Genomic DNA, 17,025 nt, shown 5'->3' on the forward strand with positions numbered 1-17,025 from the left:
AAAAAGCGTGTAGAGTCACAACGTTTGACAAAATAAAACTTTTCCCGGCAACCTTCCGTTATTCATATACCATATTAATCATTTCCTTAGTTATGTCTTATCCTTTGTTGATGAAAAAAATAGCAGGAATTACTCGCTTTGCCCTTGCAACTTCAGCCTTTATTCTCATACATATTACCGCTCTTTGGGCGCAACCTAAAGTAAACATTTCCCAACTGAAAGCCAAATTCCCCAACGACGAAATGGCTTACCTGAATCGTTCAGAACAGGTCAATGTAGAATTGGTCAACGGAGCTTTACAGATAGATGTGTTGCATCAGGAAGATCGCGTATTTCTGGACGAACGCGCCAGCGTTTGGGCCGATGAGCGAATCTACTTTTCAGATGCTTTTCAGGAAATAAAAGAATTGGAAGCGATTTCGTATGTTCCCGAAAAAGTAGGATTTAAGCGCACTCCCGTCACTGATTTTAAAACCGAACGCCCCAGCCCGGGTGGCGGCATCTTTTTTGACGATATGCAGGTGAAAAAGTTCACCTTTCCGGGCGCAAAACAGGGTGGAATCGGCACGGTTTCATACCGTGAACGCATCAAAAACCCTTACATGCTTTCAGGCTTTATATTCGGCAACTATGTCCCGGTGGTCAACAGCGATTTTTCAGTTACTTTTCCCGCTTCGGTCAAAATAGCGTATAAGACCTATGGAGATATGAAAGGAATTGCATTTAAGCAAACTACCCTGAACGGCAAAACCACTTACAACTGGAAAGCGCAAAATCTCAAAGCATCACCGCTCGAAACCGAATCCCCTTCACTGCGTCATTATGTGCCGCAGGTGCTTTTATTCATCGAAAGTTATACCGCAGACGGCAAAACAACGGAGGTATTGGGCGATGTTCAAAAGTTGTTTAACTATTACAAAAGTCTCGTAAAAGACCTGAATAAACAGCCTAATGCTCCTTTGCAAGCCTTGACTGATTCACTAACGAAAGGCAAAACCGAGCAGGAAAAAATCAAATCGATTTATTACTGGGTACAGGATCACGTAAAATATATCGCTTTTGAAGAAGGATTGGGCGGCTTTGTCCCTCGTCAGGCGGCAGATGTGTGTCAAAAACGCTACGGCGACTGCAAAGACATGGCAAGTCTGACTTCCAGCATGCTTAATTTGGCCGGTATTCCGGCGCATTTAGTTTGGATCGGTACACGCGATATTCCTTATAAATATGTGGAAAACCCTTCCATGAGTGTGGATAACCACATGATCGCGGCCATCAAACGCGATGGCCAATGGCAGTTTTTGGATGCCACCGACGACCGTATTGATTTTGGCCTACCCACCTCACATATTCAGGGAAAAGAAGCGATGGTAATGACCTCGGAAGACAAGTACGAGATCGTACCTGTACCTATCGTTCCGGCAGCTCAAAATTTCCAACGGGATTCCATGATCCTGTCGATTGATGGAAAAACACTGAAAGGAAAAGGCACGATGATGTATGAAGGGCTTTGGAAAACATCGGTGAAATCCGCCATTCAATACCGTTCGGAACCTCAGCGGGATGAGTATTATAAGACCATTCTCAGTCGCGGCTCCAATAAATCTACCTTGGAAAAACGAACAGTATCGGGCATTAACCAACGCGACGTACCCTTACAGTTTGATTACACTTTCAAAGTCCCTGATTATGTGCAGGAAGCAGCAGGAGAATTGTTCATTAATCCCCATTTAACCCGTCCGTGGGCTGACAAACGTCAGGAAGAAACGCGCAAGAACGACTGGAAACACGAGTTTGCGCATATGTACCAAAGCGTGGAAATTTTGCCGATCCCCGCAGGTTATGAAGTATCTTACTTGCCCGAAAACAAGTCCTTTGCCAATCCTGATTTTGGCTTTAAGCTTACGTACGAACAAAAAAACGGACAAATCATTGTCCGTACAAATCTTACTCTTGATACTTTGCTTATCAAAAAATCCAGTTTTCCTGAATGGAACAAAATGGTGGCGGGGCTAAATGAAGCGTATAGTGAAGTGATTTCTTTGAAGAAAAAATAAGTAAGAGAGACATTCCAAGTCCGGGCGATCCCGTCTTAAAGGCTTGGAATGTCTGACAAATTGAAAAAATTAATATACAATGTCTTCATCTTGAAGCAATTGCGTTAAATTCAACGTACAATCTTCAATCAATGGAATATCTTCATTGAAATTGACCAAGTACCAACGTTCTGTAGCTGACATGACGAAAACTTTCTTGGTTTGAGTACTGATCCAAATTACCTTTTCGACTCCAAAATCAAGCATTTTCTGTGATTTTGCCAATACGTATTCCAATTCGTTACTCCATCGTGATTCTTCCAAATCCACCTTTATGTCTACCTCAATCACAAGTTTGGGAGGAGTCTCAAAATACTTGTTGCTGAGGGTTGTGGTCGATTTGTCATAGATCGCAATATCATTCGCTAAATTATCTCCCGAATCAATATGAAGCCCCGATTCATTGGACGCAATCAAGTATTTTTTTCGATTAATGTGATTACCAACAAACAACCCAATAATATAAACTAAAACTGCCTGCAATGAACTCCTTCCCATTATCTCTTCGATTTTCTTCTTACCTGTTAATACATCTAAATACCCGCGATAAGGCAAAGCCTCACCACCGAGTTCTTCGTAAACTAAATAGGAAGGTACTCTCCGAATCTTGGGTTTTCGTTTGGCAGCTATAACAACCATGAGTTTATTTTTTTACAAAGTAAACTATTTTTTCTTTTTTCCACTTGCCAATAATCGATCAGCCAGATCAGGGCGATTCAGCTTAGTAAGTCTACTTCGGATCAGGCTTCTGAATTCGGGTTTATACCAAAAGAAGAAGCGGTTTTGATTCAGTTTTTCTTCCTTGGTCTTTGCCGTAAATACGGGTTTCAGCGTATATGGATGCACGCCCGAATAATAAATCACTTCCGCTACGGTCATCGGCGTAGGTGTAAAATCCTGTACCTGCTCCAAGCGAAAGCCAAGGTCTTTGGTTTCTGCCGCCAAATTGGCCATATCGGCCTCTTCACACCCCGGGTGCGAGGAAATAAAATACGGAATCAGTGGTTGGTTGAGATTATGTTTATCCGAAATCTTATCGTATTTCTGTTTAAACAATTTAAAATACTTGAACGACGGCTTACGCATGACGCGTAAGGTATCATCAGCAGTATGCTCCGGCGCTACTTTCAGTCTTCCCGAAACGTGCCGTGTGATGAGTTGCTCCATGTATTCATCGTGGTTTCCGTCTTTGTTGTTTTTGTTAAAATCATCCACCAACAAATCATAACGAATACCCGAACCCACAAATGCTTTTTTGATCTTTGGATGAGCATCTACCTTTTTATACAGTTCCGTAAGCGGCTTATGAGAGGTATCTAAATTAGAGCAAATGACGGGGTGAATACAGCTCGGGCTTGAACAACGCGCGCAAATGGATTCGTCTTTGCCTTTCATGCGGTACATATTGGCCGACGGTCCGCCCAGATCAGAAAGATATCCCTTAAATTCAGGATGCTTAGTTACTTCTTCCACTTCTTTCATGATGGATTTCTCGCTGCGCGATGCGATAAATTTCCCCTGATGCGCCGAAATGGTGCAGAAACTGCAACCACCAAAACAGCCTCGGTGCATATTGATAGAAAATTTGATCATTTCGTAGGCCGGAATCGTACCGCGGGTTTTGTATTTGGGGTGCGGCAAACGCGTATACGGCAAATCAAACGAAGCATCAATTTCCTTTTCGTCCATGATCTTGAACGGCGGATTGATGACCAAGGTTTGATCTCCCACTTTCTGAATGATTCGGTTGGCCTGCCATTTGTTCGATTCTACTTCTACGATCTTGAAGTTGGCAGCATACTTGATCTTATCTTCCAAACATACCTCATGGCTGGACAACTCGACCGTTTCCCAACCTCTATCACCTGATAGCTCTGAATCAGAATCCTGCAAAAAAGCAATTTGGTTTACATTTCGAATCGAATTCAATGGAACACCTTCACGTACCAATTTCAAGAGTTCTCGCAAAGGCTGCTCGCCCATGCCATAGACTAACATATCTGCTTTGGAATCCGCCAAAATGGTCGGCATCAATCGGTCTTGCCAATAATCATAGTGCGTAACGCGCCGCAGCGACGCTTCGATCCCACCAATCAAGACCGGTACATCGGGATATAACTCTTTCAGAATATTGGAATAAACCGTCGTGGCATAATCAGGACGGAAACCCGCTTCTCCTCCGGGCGTATAGGAATCATTAGAGCGGAGGCGCTTATTGGCCGTATAGTGATTCACCATCGAATCCATACAGCCGGCCGTAACGCCAAAAAAGTATTTGGGGCGACCGAATTTCTTAAAATCCCGCAGATCGTCTTTCCAGTTGGGTTGAGCCACAACGGCCACTTTAAACCCTTCGCTTTCCATAATGCGACCGATCACCGCCGTACCAAAGGCAGGGTGATCTACGTAGGCATCGCCCGAAACCAGTACAATATCCACTTCGTCCCAGCCTCTTTTTTCGACCTCTTTTTTAGTCAGGGGCAACCAATCAGTGATGGGTCTTTCTATCATAACACTTTTATCTTTTCTTGCGGAATGTCATTTGGCGTGCCTTAATTTCACGCTTTTAGTTAACCAAAGATACCGGAAAATAGTTTTTGGTCTTTATAAAACAAAAAGCTCACAGTCAACAGATAAGATACTTATACTGTAAACTGTGAACTGCGAAATATGGAAGAATAAAGAAAAAGGGCAGACGTAAAGGTAAAGCCTGCTCCTACATTTATCTTGCTACTTCGATATTGACCATTTTGCCTTTGATGGTATTGCCACTCATGGCTTCTACCACTTTGCGGGCATCACGCTCAGGTACATCCACGAATGAATAAGCATCAAAAATATCAATCGAGCCAATTACACGGCCTGGAATACCCGCTTCGCCGGCAATAGCTCCTACGATATCACGCGGTTGAACGCGGTCTTTACGACCTACACTGACAAAAAGACGAACCATACCGGCTTCGTTGCCATTGCGTTTTGGACGATCACTACCGCCCTCACGGCTTCCTCTGTCACCACCACGATCACCGAAGCGGCCCGGGCCACGCTCTTCGCCTCTTCCACCACGGTCTTCAAAACGTCCGCGTTTTTCAAAACCTCTTTCTGATGGACGACGATCAGCATCCCATGCCAGATCATTATCCGCAAATTCGCTTTTCTGAATACCCATGTTGATTTTCACCAACGCTGCGACAATTTGCTCCGTAGTGAAGCCTGTTGTATGGTGCAACATGCCCAACATATCTTCGTACAGATCCAAATCGCCCGACGAAACGGCCTCTTCTACCTGCGAAATAAAGCGCGCTTTGCGTACACCAACGATATCTTCAAACGTTGGAATTACTCCTTTGTCAATTTTAACTTTGGTATAGGTCTCAATTTGGCGCAAACGGTATTTTTCGTCTTTTGCTACCAAGGTCAACGCCTTACCGGTTAAGCCGGCACGACCGGTACGGCCGATACGGTGAACGTAATATTCTTCATCCAACGGCAAATCAAAGTTGATAACGGCGTCAATGCCCGATACGTCAATACCGCGAGCGGCTACGTCGGTCGCAACCAGTATATTGGAAGCTCCTGAACGGAATTTTGCCATTACCTGATTCCGCTGCGTTTGACGCAAATCACCGTGCAAACTTTCTACCGAATATCCTTTGGCAGATAATTCTTCGGTTACTTCATCTACTTTACGCTTGGTATTACAGAAAATAATGACCTGTTTCAAATCATATGCATCCAATACGCGGCAGGTTACTTCGGTTTTGGCCCGTTGTTTTACTTCAAAATACGTTTGCTCAATATTTTCGTTGGTAACTTCTTTCCGCGTAATTTTAATCTGGACGGGGTCTTCCTGGAATTTTTGTGCGATAGCCATGATCGGCTTCGACATGGTAGCCGAAAACAACACCGTTTGGCGCTCATCGGGTACACTTTCCAGAATGGTATCGATATCTTCACGAAAGCCCATATCAAGCATTTCGTCGGCTTCATCCAATACTACGTAATTAACAAAATCCAGTTTAAGCGCCTTACGTTCAATAAGATCCATTACACGGCCGGGCGTTCCGACCACGATTTGGGCACCTATTTTGAGTGAGCGGATTTGACGCTCGATGGAATCACCACCATAAACGGTTTCGAGTTTCAGTCCTTTTTTATATTTAGCAATACGACGCAACTCTTCAGTTACCTGTACGGCCAACTCACGGGTAGGACACAACATTAATACTTGGGTACGTTTGTCGGAAATATCGACTTTTTCAAGGGCAGGAATACCGAAAGCGGCTGTTTTGCCCGTTCCTGTCTGGGCTTGTCCCAATACATCGCGGCCTTCCAAAAGGGACGGGATGGCTTCTGCTTGGATGGGTGAGGGTTTGGTAAAACCCATTTCTGTTACTGCTTTCAGAATTTCTTCCGAAAGACCTAATGAATCAAAAAGTACTTCCATTGATTGTTTTAAGTGCTTACGCACAAGTTAAACGGTTGATAATGTTCCCGTTAATTGTTCGAGTGGTAAGCACAACGCTGGCACAGAAGGGTTTTTCGCCGGCGAAAACCATTCAACGATTACCTCCCGTCGACGAGTTTTAGTTTAACTCATCGGTGGTTACGATCAACAACAGGATTTTTAAAAATTGCCCATGCACGGAACACTCATGAAATCTCAATGAGCCGGTGCCAAATAATTCGAAGCGTGATTTTCCAACAGACAACGATGGGGACTCCAATACCCCATGGGAGAAAAAAGACGCAGAGACGTTACGAAGCGCTCGGTGCAGTTATTTTATGCAAAACTAAGAAGAATATTCGAATTTTCCCAACAGGGACATTTATTTTTGTATTTTTCTACTATTTACACTTCACTCACACTCCCTGACTCACATTTCAGTACGCGTGCCGGGTATTTTTTCAGGAAGTCATAATTATGCGTCGCCATTAGAATAGCTGTACCGGCGGTGTTAATGCTTTGAAATACCTGCATGATTTGCTCACCCACTTCCGGATCAAGGTTTCCGGTAGGTTCATCAGCCAGCAGGATCTGAGGCTCATTCAGCATTGCTCTGGCTATTACAACTCGCTGTTGCTCCCCTCCCGAAAGTTGGTGCGGCATTTTTTTCTGCAAGGTTCCCAAACCGACCTGCATCAACACCTCTGAAATTCTGTTTTTTATCGTGGCTTTGTCCGTCCAACCGGTGGCACGAAGTACAAATTCAAGATTTTCTTCTACGGTACGGTCAAAAAATAACTGGAAATCCTGAAACACAATACCGATCTTACGACGAAGAAAAGGCACATCTGCCTGTTTTAGCTTTTGCAACTGATACCCTACTACTGTTCCTGTTCCCGACTCCAACCAGAGATCTGCGTATAGTGTTTTGAGTAAAGAGCTTTTTCCACTTCCCGTTCTTCCGATCAGGAATACAAAATCGCCCTTATTTATGACAAAATTCACATCAGCCAAAACAAGCTTGTTGCCATTTTGATAAATGTCGGTATTTTCGAGTTGAATAATCGGTTCAGATGAAAAAGCAGTCATACTTTATAGTTGTAAGGAGCCGGGAGTCAGTGAGAAGTCAGAGGTAAAATTGTTCTTTCTCCTGACTTCTCACCCCGGCTTCTACTGTTTTATTGATTTCCTTTTTTGTAATCAGATAAGAATTTCTCCAAACCGATATCGGTCAGAGGGTGCTTGAGCAAAGAAGTAATAACGCTTAAAGGACACGTAACGACATCCGCTCCGAGTTCTGCACATTTCAGAAGGTGAATCGAGTGACGAACCGATGCCGCTAATACTTCGGTAGTATAACCATAATTTTGATAAATGGTCACAATTTGTTCGATCAAATCCATCCCGTCCATTGAGACATCATCCAAACGGCCAATAAACGGCGAAACATATGTAGCTCCCGCTTTAGCCGCCAACAATGCCTGACCGGCTGAAAACACAAGGGTGCAATTGGTTTTTATACCGCGATCCGAAAGGTGTTTGATGGCTTTTACACCATCCTTAATCATGGGTACTTTTACGACAATTTTCTCATCAATTTCGATGAGCTCATCTGCCTCTTTGATCATCCCCTGAAAATCAGTAGAAATTACTTCGGCACTCACATCACCATCCACAATATCACAGATTGCTTTGTAATGCGCCATGATTTTGGCTTTCCCCGTAATTCCTTCTTTTGCCATTAAAGATGGGTTGGTGGTTACTCCATCCAATACCCCTAACTCATAAGCCTCGCGGATTTCGCTCAGATTTGCAGTATCAATAAAAAATTTCATAAAAGTCTTTTTAAGTTATCAGTTGCAAAGTTAGGTAAACCCTTCGTTTCATGAAATTTTTAGTTGAATAAATGGAAGATCGCTTCTCTTCGAATCCTCCCCTTTTTAGGGCTAAAAATGCAGTGATTAATTCCTTTTTAATCTTCGAAAACTTGTATTATAAAGATTTATTATTGTAATTTGCCGTCTGGTTAAAGCATTTGTGACAACAAATACTTGGAACAATCCAAAAACCGTAGTAGTGAGTGTGTTACAAATTGCGATCACCAATTAGGTAATTATTCACAAAAACCAATTATCAACCTATGATGAACAGTTTCCCCTTAGCAGGTCGGGCTTCCATTGCCCGACAGTGGGCTTTCGTCAGTAAATTTTTACTGACAGTTTTAGTCTCAGTAGTGTCGTTGGGGGTATGGGCCCAGGACAAACAAGTGACCGGTAAAGTAAAAGATGCAAGCGGTACAGGTATGCCGGGCGTAAGCATCGCCGTAAAGGGCACCCAACGTGGTGCCAACACTGACGCAGACGGTAACTTCAAAATTGCGGTACCAGAAAATGCTACGCTTGTATTCAGTTTCGTAGGTTACAAATCGCAGGACGTTGAAGTAGGGAGCCGCAGTGTAGTAGATGTAACTCTCGCAGAAGACAATCAAGTACTTAACGAGGTTGTGGTTGTGGGATACGGTACTCAAAAACGTCAGGAAATTTCAGGTACGGTATCATCTGTCAGTTCAAAAGACTTCAATGCGGGTGTTATCTCTAACCCTCTTCAAGCGGTACAGGGTAAAGTAGCCGGTTTGACCATCAACCAAACAGGTTCTGACCCCAACTCACGTCCTACCGTTCGTTTGCGCGGGGTTGGTTCATTGGCGGCAGGTTCTGATCCTCTTTATGTAGTAGATGGTGTACCGGGTGTACCTATTCAGAACATTGATGTTAATGACATTGCTTCCGTTGACGTATTGCGTGATGCTTCTTCAGCAGCTATTTACGGTGCCCGTGCTTCTAACGGGGTAATTCTGATTACCACTAAGCGTGGTAAAGGCGGTCGTGCTACCGTTGACTACAATGCTTATGTAGGTATGGACATGGTGGCAAAGGCTCCTGATTATTTGAGCGGCGATGAGTACCGCGCTGCCGTTAAAAAATTAGGTATGACGCTGGTAAATGACCAAGGTGCCAACACCAACTGGTTTGACGCCATCACTCGCCAAGCTCCTGTAACCAGCCATAACCTGGCATTCTCAGGCGGAACTGAAAACTTCAGCTACCGTGCTTCAATTGGTTATTTGAACCAACAGGGAGTTGTAAAACAATCAGGACTTGAGCGCATAAGTGCTCGTATCAACTTGGATCAAACTGCCCTTAATGGAAAACTGAAAATCTCAACGAGCCTTTCAGCCATTACAGGAAAGCGTGATTACGTTAACTATGATGCGTTTACTTTTTCAATTACCAACTTACCGACTGACCCTATTTTTACAACTGACCCAAATTTCCAAACATCAACAGGTGTTATTGCAAAAACAGGTTACTTTGAACGTTTAGGTGAATTTGGGGCCTTCAATCCCGTTGCTATTTTGGAGCAGACAACTAACTATTCTAAATCAATTGAATATTTAGGGAATATCAACATGAAATATAGCCTTACGAAGGATTTGGTTGTTGGTGTTAATGGTGCAACTAAAGGCAGTAACCAACAGGGTTATTTCTACCAAAGCCGTATTCCTAAAGCGTTCGTAGGTGCTTCCGGTTTTGCCAGACGTACATCAGGTCCTATCGACGATGGTCAGACGCAGGATAATCTGTTAGAATTCACCTTGAATTATAACAAAACATTCAACGGATTGAACTTAGGCGTTTTGGGTGGTTATTCTCACCAAGATGTTAACTACGAAGGTTTCTCTGCACAGAACAATAACTTTATCAGCGATCAGCTTCTGTTCAATAACTTGGGAGCAGGGGCCGGGGTATCTTTAGGACAACGCTCAAGTGATGCCGTAAGCTCATTCCGCAATACATATAAGCTTATTTCATTCTTTGGAAGAGCAACTGCTGCATTGAACAATAAATATTTTGCAACGCTGACCGTACGCCGCGATGGTTCAACCAAATTCGGACAAAACAACAAGTGGGGGCTTTTCCCATCTTTGTCACTAGGTTGGACACTTACGGAAGAAGCTTTCCTGAAAGGCAATCCTACGGTTAATAACTTAAAGCTTCGCTTCAACTACGGTCAAACGGGTAACTCCGAAGGAATTGGCGCTTACCGTTCTTTAGCGTTGGTTGGACCCAGTGATAAATACTATGACAACGGTAACTGGCTTCCATCATACAAACCTGCACAGAATCCTAACCCGGATCTGAAATGGGAAGTAAACGAGAACTACGGAGCCGGTGTTGACTTTGCTTTGTGGAACTATCGTGTAACGGGATCGTTGGATTACTACATTCGTAATACCAAAGACCTCTTGTACGAGATCAACGCCCCGCTTTCTATCAAACCTTTGTTTCCGACCATTTTGGCTAACGTAGGTTCAATGCGTAACCAAGGCTTAGAATTATCGTTGAACGTAGGGATCGTCGATAAAGGTGATTTCCGTTACGATGTAACATTTGCCGGAGCAACGCTTAAAAATGAAGTAACTTCACTTGCTAAAGGTGATTTCATCGCGGCAAACAGCATCTTCTTATATTCAGGTTTAGGAGCTGCTACACGCGGTACTTCTTCGGTTCCATTCTCTATTATCAAAGTTGGTTTGCCGGTTGGTGCCTTCTATGGTGGTGTAGTTGAAAGATTAGATGATAAAGGCCAGTTTGTTTTCAAAGACATTGACGGAGACGGAAAAATCAGCGAAAACGATGCAGATCGTGATTTTATCGGCAGTCCATTGCCTAAAGTTACTGCTTCTTTGACCAACAACTTCAGCTACAAAGCTTTTGCACTTAGCTTCCTGTTGAACGGCCAGTTTGGAAACAAAATCTTCAACGCAGAGCGTATGATGTTTGCCAATCCAAACAACCGTCTTCCTGCAGAAAACTCACTTCGTGAAGCCGTTGATTCGCCCGTTCGTGATACACGCACAGGAGCTTTCAGTTACTTCGTGGAGGATGGTAGTTTTGTACGTTTGTCAAACTTCCGTTTAGGCTATACAATCCCTGCTAAAGGTGTATTGACCCGTGCGCAAGTATATGTATCCGGCAACAACCTGTTCGTAATTACTAAATTTAAAGGAGTAGATCCTGAAATGAACACAGGTTTTGCAACGGCGGGTGTTTATACCAAACAACAGTTTCCTAAAGCACGCGGATTCCAGGTGGGTGTAAACTTGTCATTCTAAAAAATACGGTAATTGGAAATAATATTCTGAATAAAATCTAATTATTTCTAATTACCGTACATAAAGTATCTTTCAATTTTTGTGCTAATCAATGATTAATATCATCAAAATGAAGAAAATATTCACTTACTTTTCATTGGCAGGAGCGCTTACAATGGCATCCTGTACCAATTTGGATGAGACGGTTTATGGACGCATACCCAAAGATGGTTTTGGGAGTACTCCGGAGCAGTTGGCGTCTTTGTTGGGTCCTGCTTATTCAAACTTACGTGGTTATGTAGATCGTATCCACAATGTGGAAGTAACGACCGACGTAGGTATTGTTCCAACTCGTGGAAAAGACTGGTACGATGGTGGAAACTGGTTGAACTACAACCGCCACACTTGGACTACAACCCACGGTCCGATCAACGATATCTGGGGTTTTCTGTTTGAAGGCGGTATCAACACGATCAACCAGTTGATCCCTCAGGTAGCAGGTAATACGAAAGCGATTGCTGAATTAAGATCTGTTCGTGCTTTTTATTACTACTTGGCCATGGATACTTTCGGTAACGTACCTCTTATTACTGAATCTACCAGCGGAGCAGTATCTACTACTCCTCGTGCACAGGTGTATGCTTTTGTAGAAAAAGAATTGATAGAATCACTGCCTGAATTGAGCGACGCAGTGGGAGGCTCCTATTATGGTCGTATCAATAAATGGACTGCACAGGCGATTTTGGCAAAGTTGTATTTGAATGCAGCAGTGTTTAAAGGAACTCCTGAGTGGCAAAAAGCAGCCGACATGTGTACTTCTATTATTAGTTCAGGAAAATATACGTTAGCGGCTGATTTCCTTTCAAACTTCTCTACTAAAAACGAGATCTCAACTGAAAACATCTGGGCTATTCCTTTTGATCGTTTCCAAGCGGGTGGAATGAACATTCAAATGCGTACGTTGCACTACCAGAATAAAGGAACTTATAACCTTTTGGCAGATGCTCCGTGGAACGGTTTTTGTACCATTGCTGAATTCTATAACTCGTTCTCAAACGAAGATCTCCGTAAAAAAATGTGGATCGTTGGTCCTCAATACGGTGCTGACGGCAAACCCGTAAAAGACGACAACGGTCGTGATATCAATTATGATCCAAACATGACCAAAGACGAAATGACCGCCGCTGACCCTGAGTTCCAAAGCGTAGGTGTTCGTTTGGGTAAATACGAAATCCAGAGAGGAAACACAGTAAACGACCAAGATAACGACTGGGCAATGCTCCGTTTGGCTGATGTTTATTTGATGAGAGGAGAAGCTCTTTTCCGCTTAGGCAAAACGGCTGAAGCTTTGCCTGATTTTAACATCGTTAGAGCACGTGCCGGTGTAGTAGCATGGACTGCCGCTCAACTGACGCTTGATAATATCTTAGCGGAACGCGGTCGCGAATTGGCATGGGAAGCATGGCGTCGTAATGACTTGATTCGTTTTGGAGAGTACAACAAAGTAGGCAGCAAATTCATTTCTAAATTCATGAAAGAGCCTAATCCTAAAACATTGTTGTTCCCTATCCCACAACAACGTCGTGATGCTAACCCCGGCTTGAGCCAAAACCCGGGTTACTAGTCTGAGGTTCTTTGTAAGAATCAATAAGTGATAAAAAGCGAGTGAGTGTAAAAGCTCACTCGCTTTTATATTTTAGTTAATTTTGTAAAAAATCTGCCGCTGCGAGAGATTGACAAAACCTATGATGAAGAAATTAACCCATGCTTTCCTTCCAATAGTTTCACCCTTATTGCTGGTACTGAGTTGCAATAAAGCCGCCGACAATAACCTGTTCGAATCGCTCCCTGCTTCTCAAACAGGAATTGCATTCACAAACCGATTGCTGGACAAAAAAGAGCTTAACATTTTTAACTACCGCAATTTCTATAACGGTGGCGGCGTTGCCATTGGCGATGTGAACAATGATGGTTGGGCTGATATTTACGTCACGTCCAATTTTGAAGAAAATCACCTTTTTCTTAATAAAGGCAAAAATGCCAATGACCGTTGGAAATTTGATGACGTGACCACTACCTCGGGCGTCGGAGGTACAAAGGCATGGTCTACAGGCGCAACCTTTGCAGATGTCAACGGTGACGGCCTGATGGATATTTATGTTTGTAATGCAGGAAATATCAAAGGCGACAGTCGCGGCAATGAATTATTTATCAATCAGGGAATAGGTCCGGATGGCGTACCCAAGTTTATTGATAAAGCCGAAGAATACGGCCTTGTTGACGGAGGCTTTTCAACCCACGCCGCTTTTTTTGACTACGACCGTGACGGCGACTTAGACATGTACCTGCTTAACAATAGCTTTACACCGGTCGATAAACTCCAATACCAAAACTTTCGTCAATACCGCGATCCGCTTGGCGGACACAAGCTGTTTCGAAATGAAACTATAAGTACTGCAAGCACTGCCAAAAAAGCAGAAAGCAAAACGCAACAGACAAAGACGTTGGAAATACCCGACAAAGCAAAAGATGAAAATTCAACTGCATCAAATGAGACAAAACGCACTACGGTGTTCACCGATGTAAGTGAAGAAGCAGGAATTTACGGCAGTTTGATCGCTTTTGGTTTGGGAATAACCATTGGTGACGTAAATGAGGATAATTGGTTGGACATTTATATTTCGAATGACTTCTACGAACGCGACTATCTCTACATCAATCAGCGAGACGGAACCTTTAAGGAATCGCTCGAAGAAAGCATGAACCATATTAGTCTGTCATCGATGGGAGCCGATATTGCCGACATCAATAACGACGGCTTACTGGATATTTTTGTGACGGACATGTTGCCGCGCGACGACAAACGACTCAAAACTACGTCGGTTTTTGAAGGCTATGAATTAACTGAATTTAAAGTAAAGCAGGATTATTGGCATCAATACATGCGCAATATGCTGCATCTGAATCGGGGAAATACCCCACCCCTGCCCTCCCCTGAAGGTAGGGTAAATACTTCTTCCTCTACCGGAGTGAGTAAGAGGGAGGTTTTAACTCCATCGTTTGCGGAAGTGGGACAATTATCAGGAGTACACGCTACAGACTGGAGTTGGGGCGCTTTGATCTTTGACATGGACAATGACGGCCAAAAAGACCTGTTTGTGGCAAACGGTATTGTCAAAAACTTAACAGACCAAGACTACGTAGCCTTTTTGTCTGACCAAAAAAACATACAGGCGATGATCGAAGGAAGGATGCAGTTTGATTACCGCAAATTTGTAGACATGATCTCAACCACCCCTATTTCCAATTTTGCGTTTCGCAATAAAGGACAATTACAATTTGAAGAAAAAGCAGCCGCTTGGGGACTTGGCGAGCCAAATTTCTCAAACGGTGCAGCTTACGGCGATTTGGACAATGACGGCGATCTGGATCTGGTGGTGAGTAATAATAATGCTCCTTTGGGCGTATTTCGCAATCAATCCGTAGAGAAATTAAAGACGCATTTTTTGCGGGTAAAGCTCAAAGGAACCGGCAAAAATCCACATGCCATTGGTGCTAAAGTCTATATTCATCAAAAAGGGCAAACCCAATACTTACAACAAATGCCCAATCGCGGTTTTCAATCATCAAGCGATTTGAACCTGGTCTTTGGTCTGGGTACTAATCCGGCCATTGATTCGCTGACGGTCATTTGGCCCGATGATAAAACACAATCTTTCAAAAACGTAAAGGCCGACAATGAGCTTACGCTTGACTATGCGACGGCCAAAAGTCTTTGGAAATTACCGATTGCTCAAAATACCAAAACGCCTTTTAATAACGTCACAGGCGCTTCGGGTTTGGATTTTCAACATGAAGAAAATGCCTTTGTAGATTATAACCGTGATGGGTTATTAAAGCAAATGTATTCTACGCAGGGTCCTGCCTTGGCTGTCGGTGATATAAACGGTGACGGATTGGACGATGCTTACATTGGTGGAGGTTCCGGAAAAAAACATGCGTTGTTTGCTCAACAGCCCAACGGCTCATTTGTAGAAACATCAAAAGCTACGTTTGCCTCACCTTCCATTGCCGATGAAACCGCCGCTACTTTCTTTGATGCTGACGGCGATAAGGATTTGGATCTGTATGTTGTCAGTGGCGGCAATGAATTCATGACGGGTGATGCTATCTTGGCAGATATGCTTTACATAAACGATGGCAAGGGAAATTTTACGCTCAGCAAGGGCTTACCCAATGCTTTTGAAAACGGTTCCTGCGCCGCTGTGGGCGACTATGACCACGATGGGGATTTGGATCTGTTTATAGGCTCCCGAATGATTTCGGGTAAATATGGTTTGAATCCAAGAAGTTATTTACTTCAAAATGACGGAAAAGGGAATTTTAAAGATGCCACCCGGGAAACAATGTCCAACAACCAATTGGGCATGGTTACCGATGCACGGTTTGTAGATTTGAACAAAGACGGTTTTCCGGAACTGGTTGCCGTAGGCGATTGGATGCCTATAATGATCTTACAGAATCGAAAGGGAAAATTCCCGCAATCACAGAATACTGCTATTCAACATTCCAACGGCTGGTGGAATACCCTCGAACCTGCCGACGTAGATGGCGATGGCGATATGGATTTTATTGTAGGAAATTTAGGTCGTAATTCAAAACTTCAATGTTCGGAAAAAGAACCTGCGGAACTATACATTAACGATTTTGACCGAAACGGCAGCGTAGAACAGATCATTACCTGCTACAATTCTGACGGAAAAACGTATCCTATGGTGCTGAAGCCCGATCTACAGAAAGTGCTTCCCGTGATAAAAAAACGGTTTGTTCGGCATGAAGATTACGGTGGCAAAACAATAGACGCCATTTTCTCGCGTGAGCAAATGGATGGTGTTCAAAAGAAGGTGGCTTATGAAGCAAATACTTCTTTATTGATCAATGACGGGAAAGGCGGATTTACTTTGCAATCCCTTCCTTTAGCGGCTCAGTTTGCACCTATTTTTGGAATCGTCGCAACCGACTATGACAAAGACGGAAAAGTTGATATCCTATTAACGGGCAACTTCTTCGACGTTTTGCCCGAAATGGGTCGTTATGATGCCAACGATGGCTTGGTACTGCGCGGAATGGGCAAGGACAAAACGGGTCAATTACAGTTTGAAACCCTAAAATCTGCTCAATCCGGCTTTTTGGTCAAAGGCCAAGTACGAAAAATGCAGAAAGCACGCGGCGCAACCGGCAAAGAGTACATCATCTTAGCTAAAAATAAAGACAAAGTTCAGGTTGTGGGCCTAAACAGATAGTTCCCGTTTCCGATTAATAAGTTTGTA

At 43.4% G+C, this 17,025-nt stretch carries 9 protein-coding genes; 4 read left to right on the plus strand and 5 right to left on the minus strand.

Annotation, left to right across the window (positions count from 1 at the left end; all coding sequences use genetic code 11):
* The first annotated feature begins 92 nt into the window (after nt 1–92).
* On the plus strand, nt 93–2,054 hold the full coding sequence (locus tag ACQY73_RS17025; RefSeq protein WP_428668244.1) for a DUF3857 domain-containing protein: 1,962 nt from the start codon (nt 93–95) through the stop codon (nt 2,052–2,054).
* Nucleotides 2,055–2,123: 69 nt separating this feature from the next.
* Here ACQY73_RS17025 and ACQY73_RS17030 read toward each other — a convergent pair whose 3' ends face one another.
* The 5 genes from ACQY73_RS17030 to fsa all read right to left on the minus strand — a co-directional run bounded on the left by ACQY73_RS17030 (nt 2,124) and on the right by fsa (nt 8,375).
* Nucleotides 2,124–2,732 (minus strand): Uma2 family endonuclease, encoded by a 609-nt coding sequence (locus tag ACQY73_RS17030; protein ID WP_428668246.1) that lies wholly within the window; start codon nt 2,730–2,732, stop codon nt 2,124–2,126.
* A gap of 24 nt (nt 2,733–2,756) precedes the next feature.
* Entirely contained in the window at nt 2,757–4,604 is a 1,848-nt protein-coding gene (locus tag ACQY73_RS17035; protein ID WP_428668248.1) for a YgiQ family radical SAM protein, read from the minus strand.
* Nucleotides 4,605–4,815: 211 nt separating this feature from the next.
* On the minus strand, nt 4,816–6,540 hold the full coding sequence (locus ACQY73_RS17040; protein WP_428668485.1) for a DEAD/DEAH box helicase: 1,725 nt from the start codon (nt 6,538–6,540) through the stop codon (nt 4,816–4,818).
* 405 nt (nt 6,541–6,945) lie between these two features.
* The gene (locus ACQY73_RS17045) at nt 6,946–7,629 is read right to left on the minus strand and encodes a cell division ATP-binding protein FtsE (RefSeq protein WP_428668250.1); all 684 of its coding nucleotides are present in this window, start codon (nt 7,627–7,629) and stop codon (nt 6,946–6,948) included.
* Between the two features lie 89 nt (nt 7,630–7,718).
* The gene (gene fsa, locus ACQY73_RS17050; RefSeq protein WP_428668252.1) at nt 7,719–8,375 is read right to left on the minus strand and encodes a fructose-6-phosphate aldolase; all 657 of its coding nucleotides are present in this window, start codon (nt 8,373–8,375) and stop codon (nt 7,719–7,721) included.
* Nucleotides 8,376–8,680: 305 nt separating this feature from the next.
* On the opposite strand from fsa, the gene ACQY73_RS17055 reads away from it, so the two are divergent.
* From ACQY73_RS17055 to ACQY73_RS17065, 3 genes are all read left to right on the plus strand, one after another.
* Complete coding sequence (locus ACQY73_RS17055) at nt 8,681–11,716, plus strand: SusC/RagA family TonB-linked outer membrane protein (protein ID WP_428668254.1); 3,036 nt, start codon at nt 8,681–8,683, stop codon at nt 11,714–11,716.
* A 109-nt stretch (nt 11,717–11,825) separates the two neighbouring features.
* A complete protein-coding gene (locus tag ACQY73_RS17060; RefSeq protein WP_428668256.1) occupies nt 11,826–13,319 on the plus strand; it encodes a RagB/SusD family nutrient uptake outer membrane protein in 1,494 nt (497 codons plus the stop codon).
* A 121-nt stretch (nt 13,320–13,440) separates the two neighbouring features.
* Nucleotides 13,441–16,998, plus strand: a complete 3,558-nt coding sequence (locus ACQY73_RS17065) for a VCBS repeat-containing protein (protein ID WP_428668258.1) — start codon at nt 13,441–13,443, stop codon at nt 16,996–16,998.
* Nucleotides 16,999–17,025 lie beyond the last annotated feature (27 nt).

Origin of the sequence: Runella sp. (assembly GCF_965279615.1) — a bacterium.
Taxonomy (GTDB): domain Bacteria; phylum Bacteroidota; class Bacteroidia; order Cytophagales; family Spirosomataceae; genus Runella.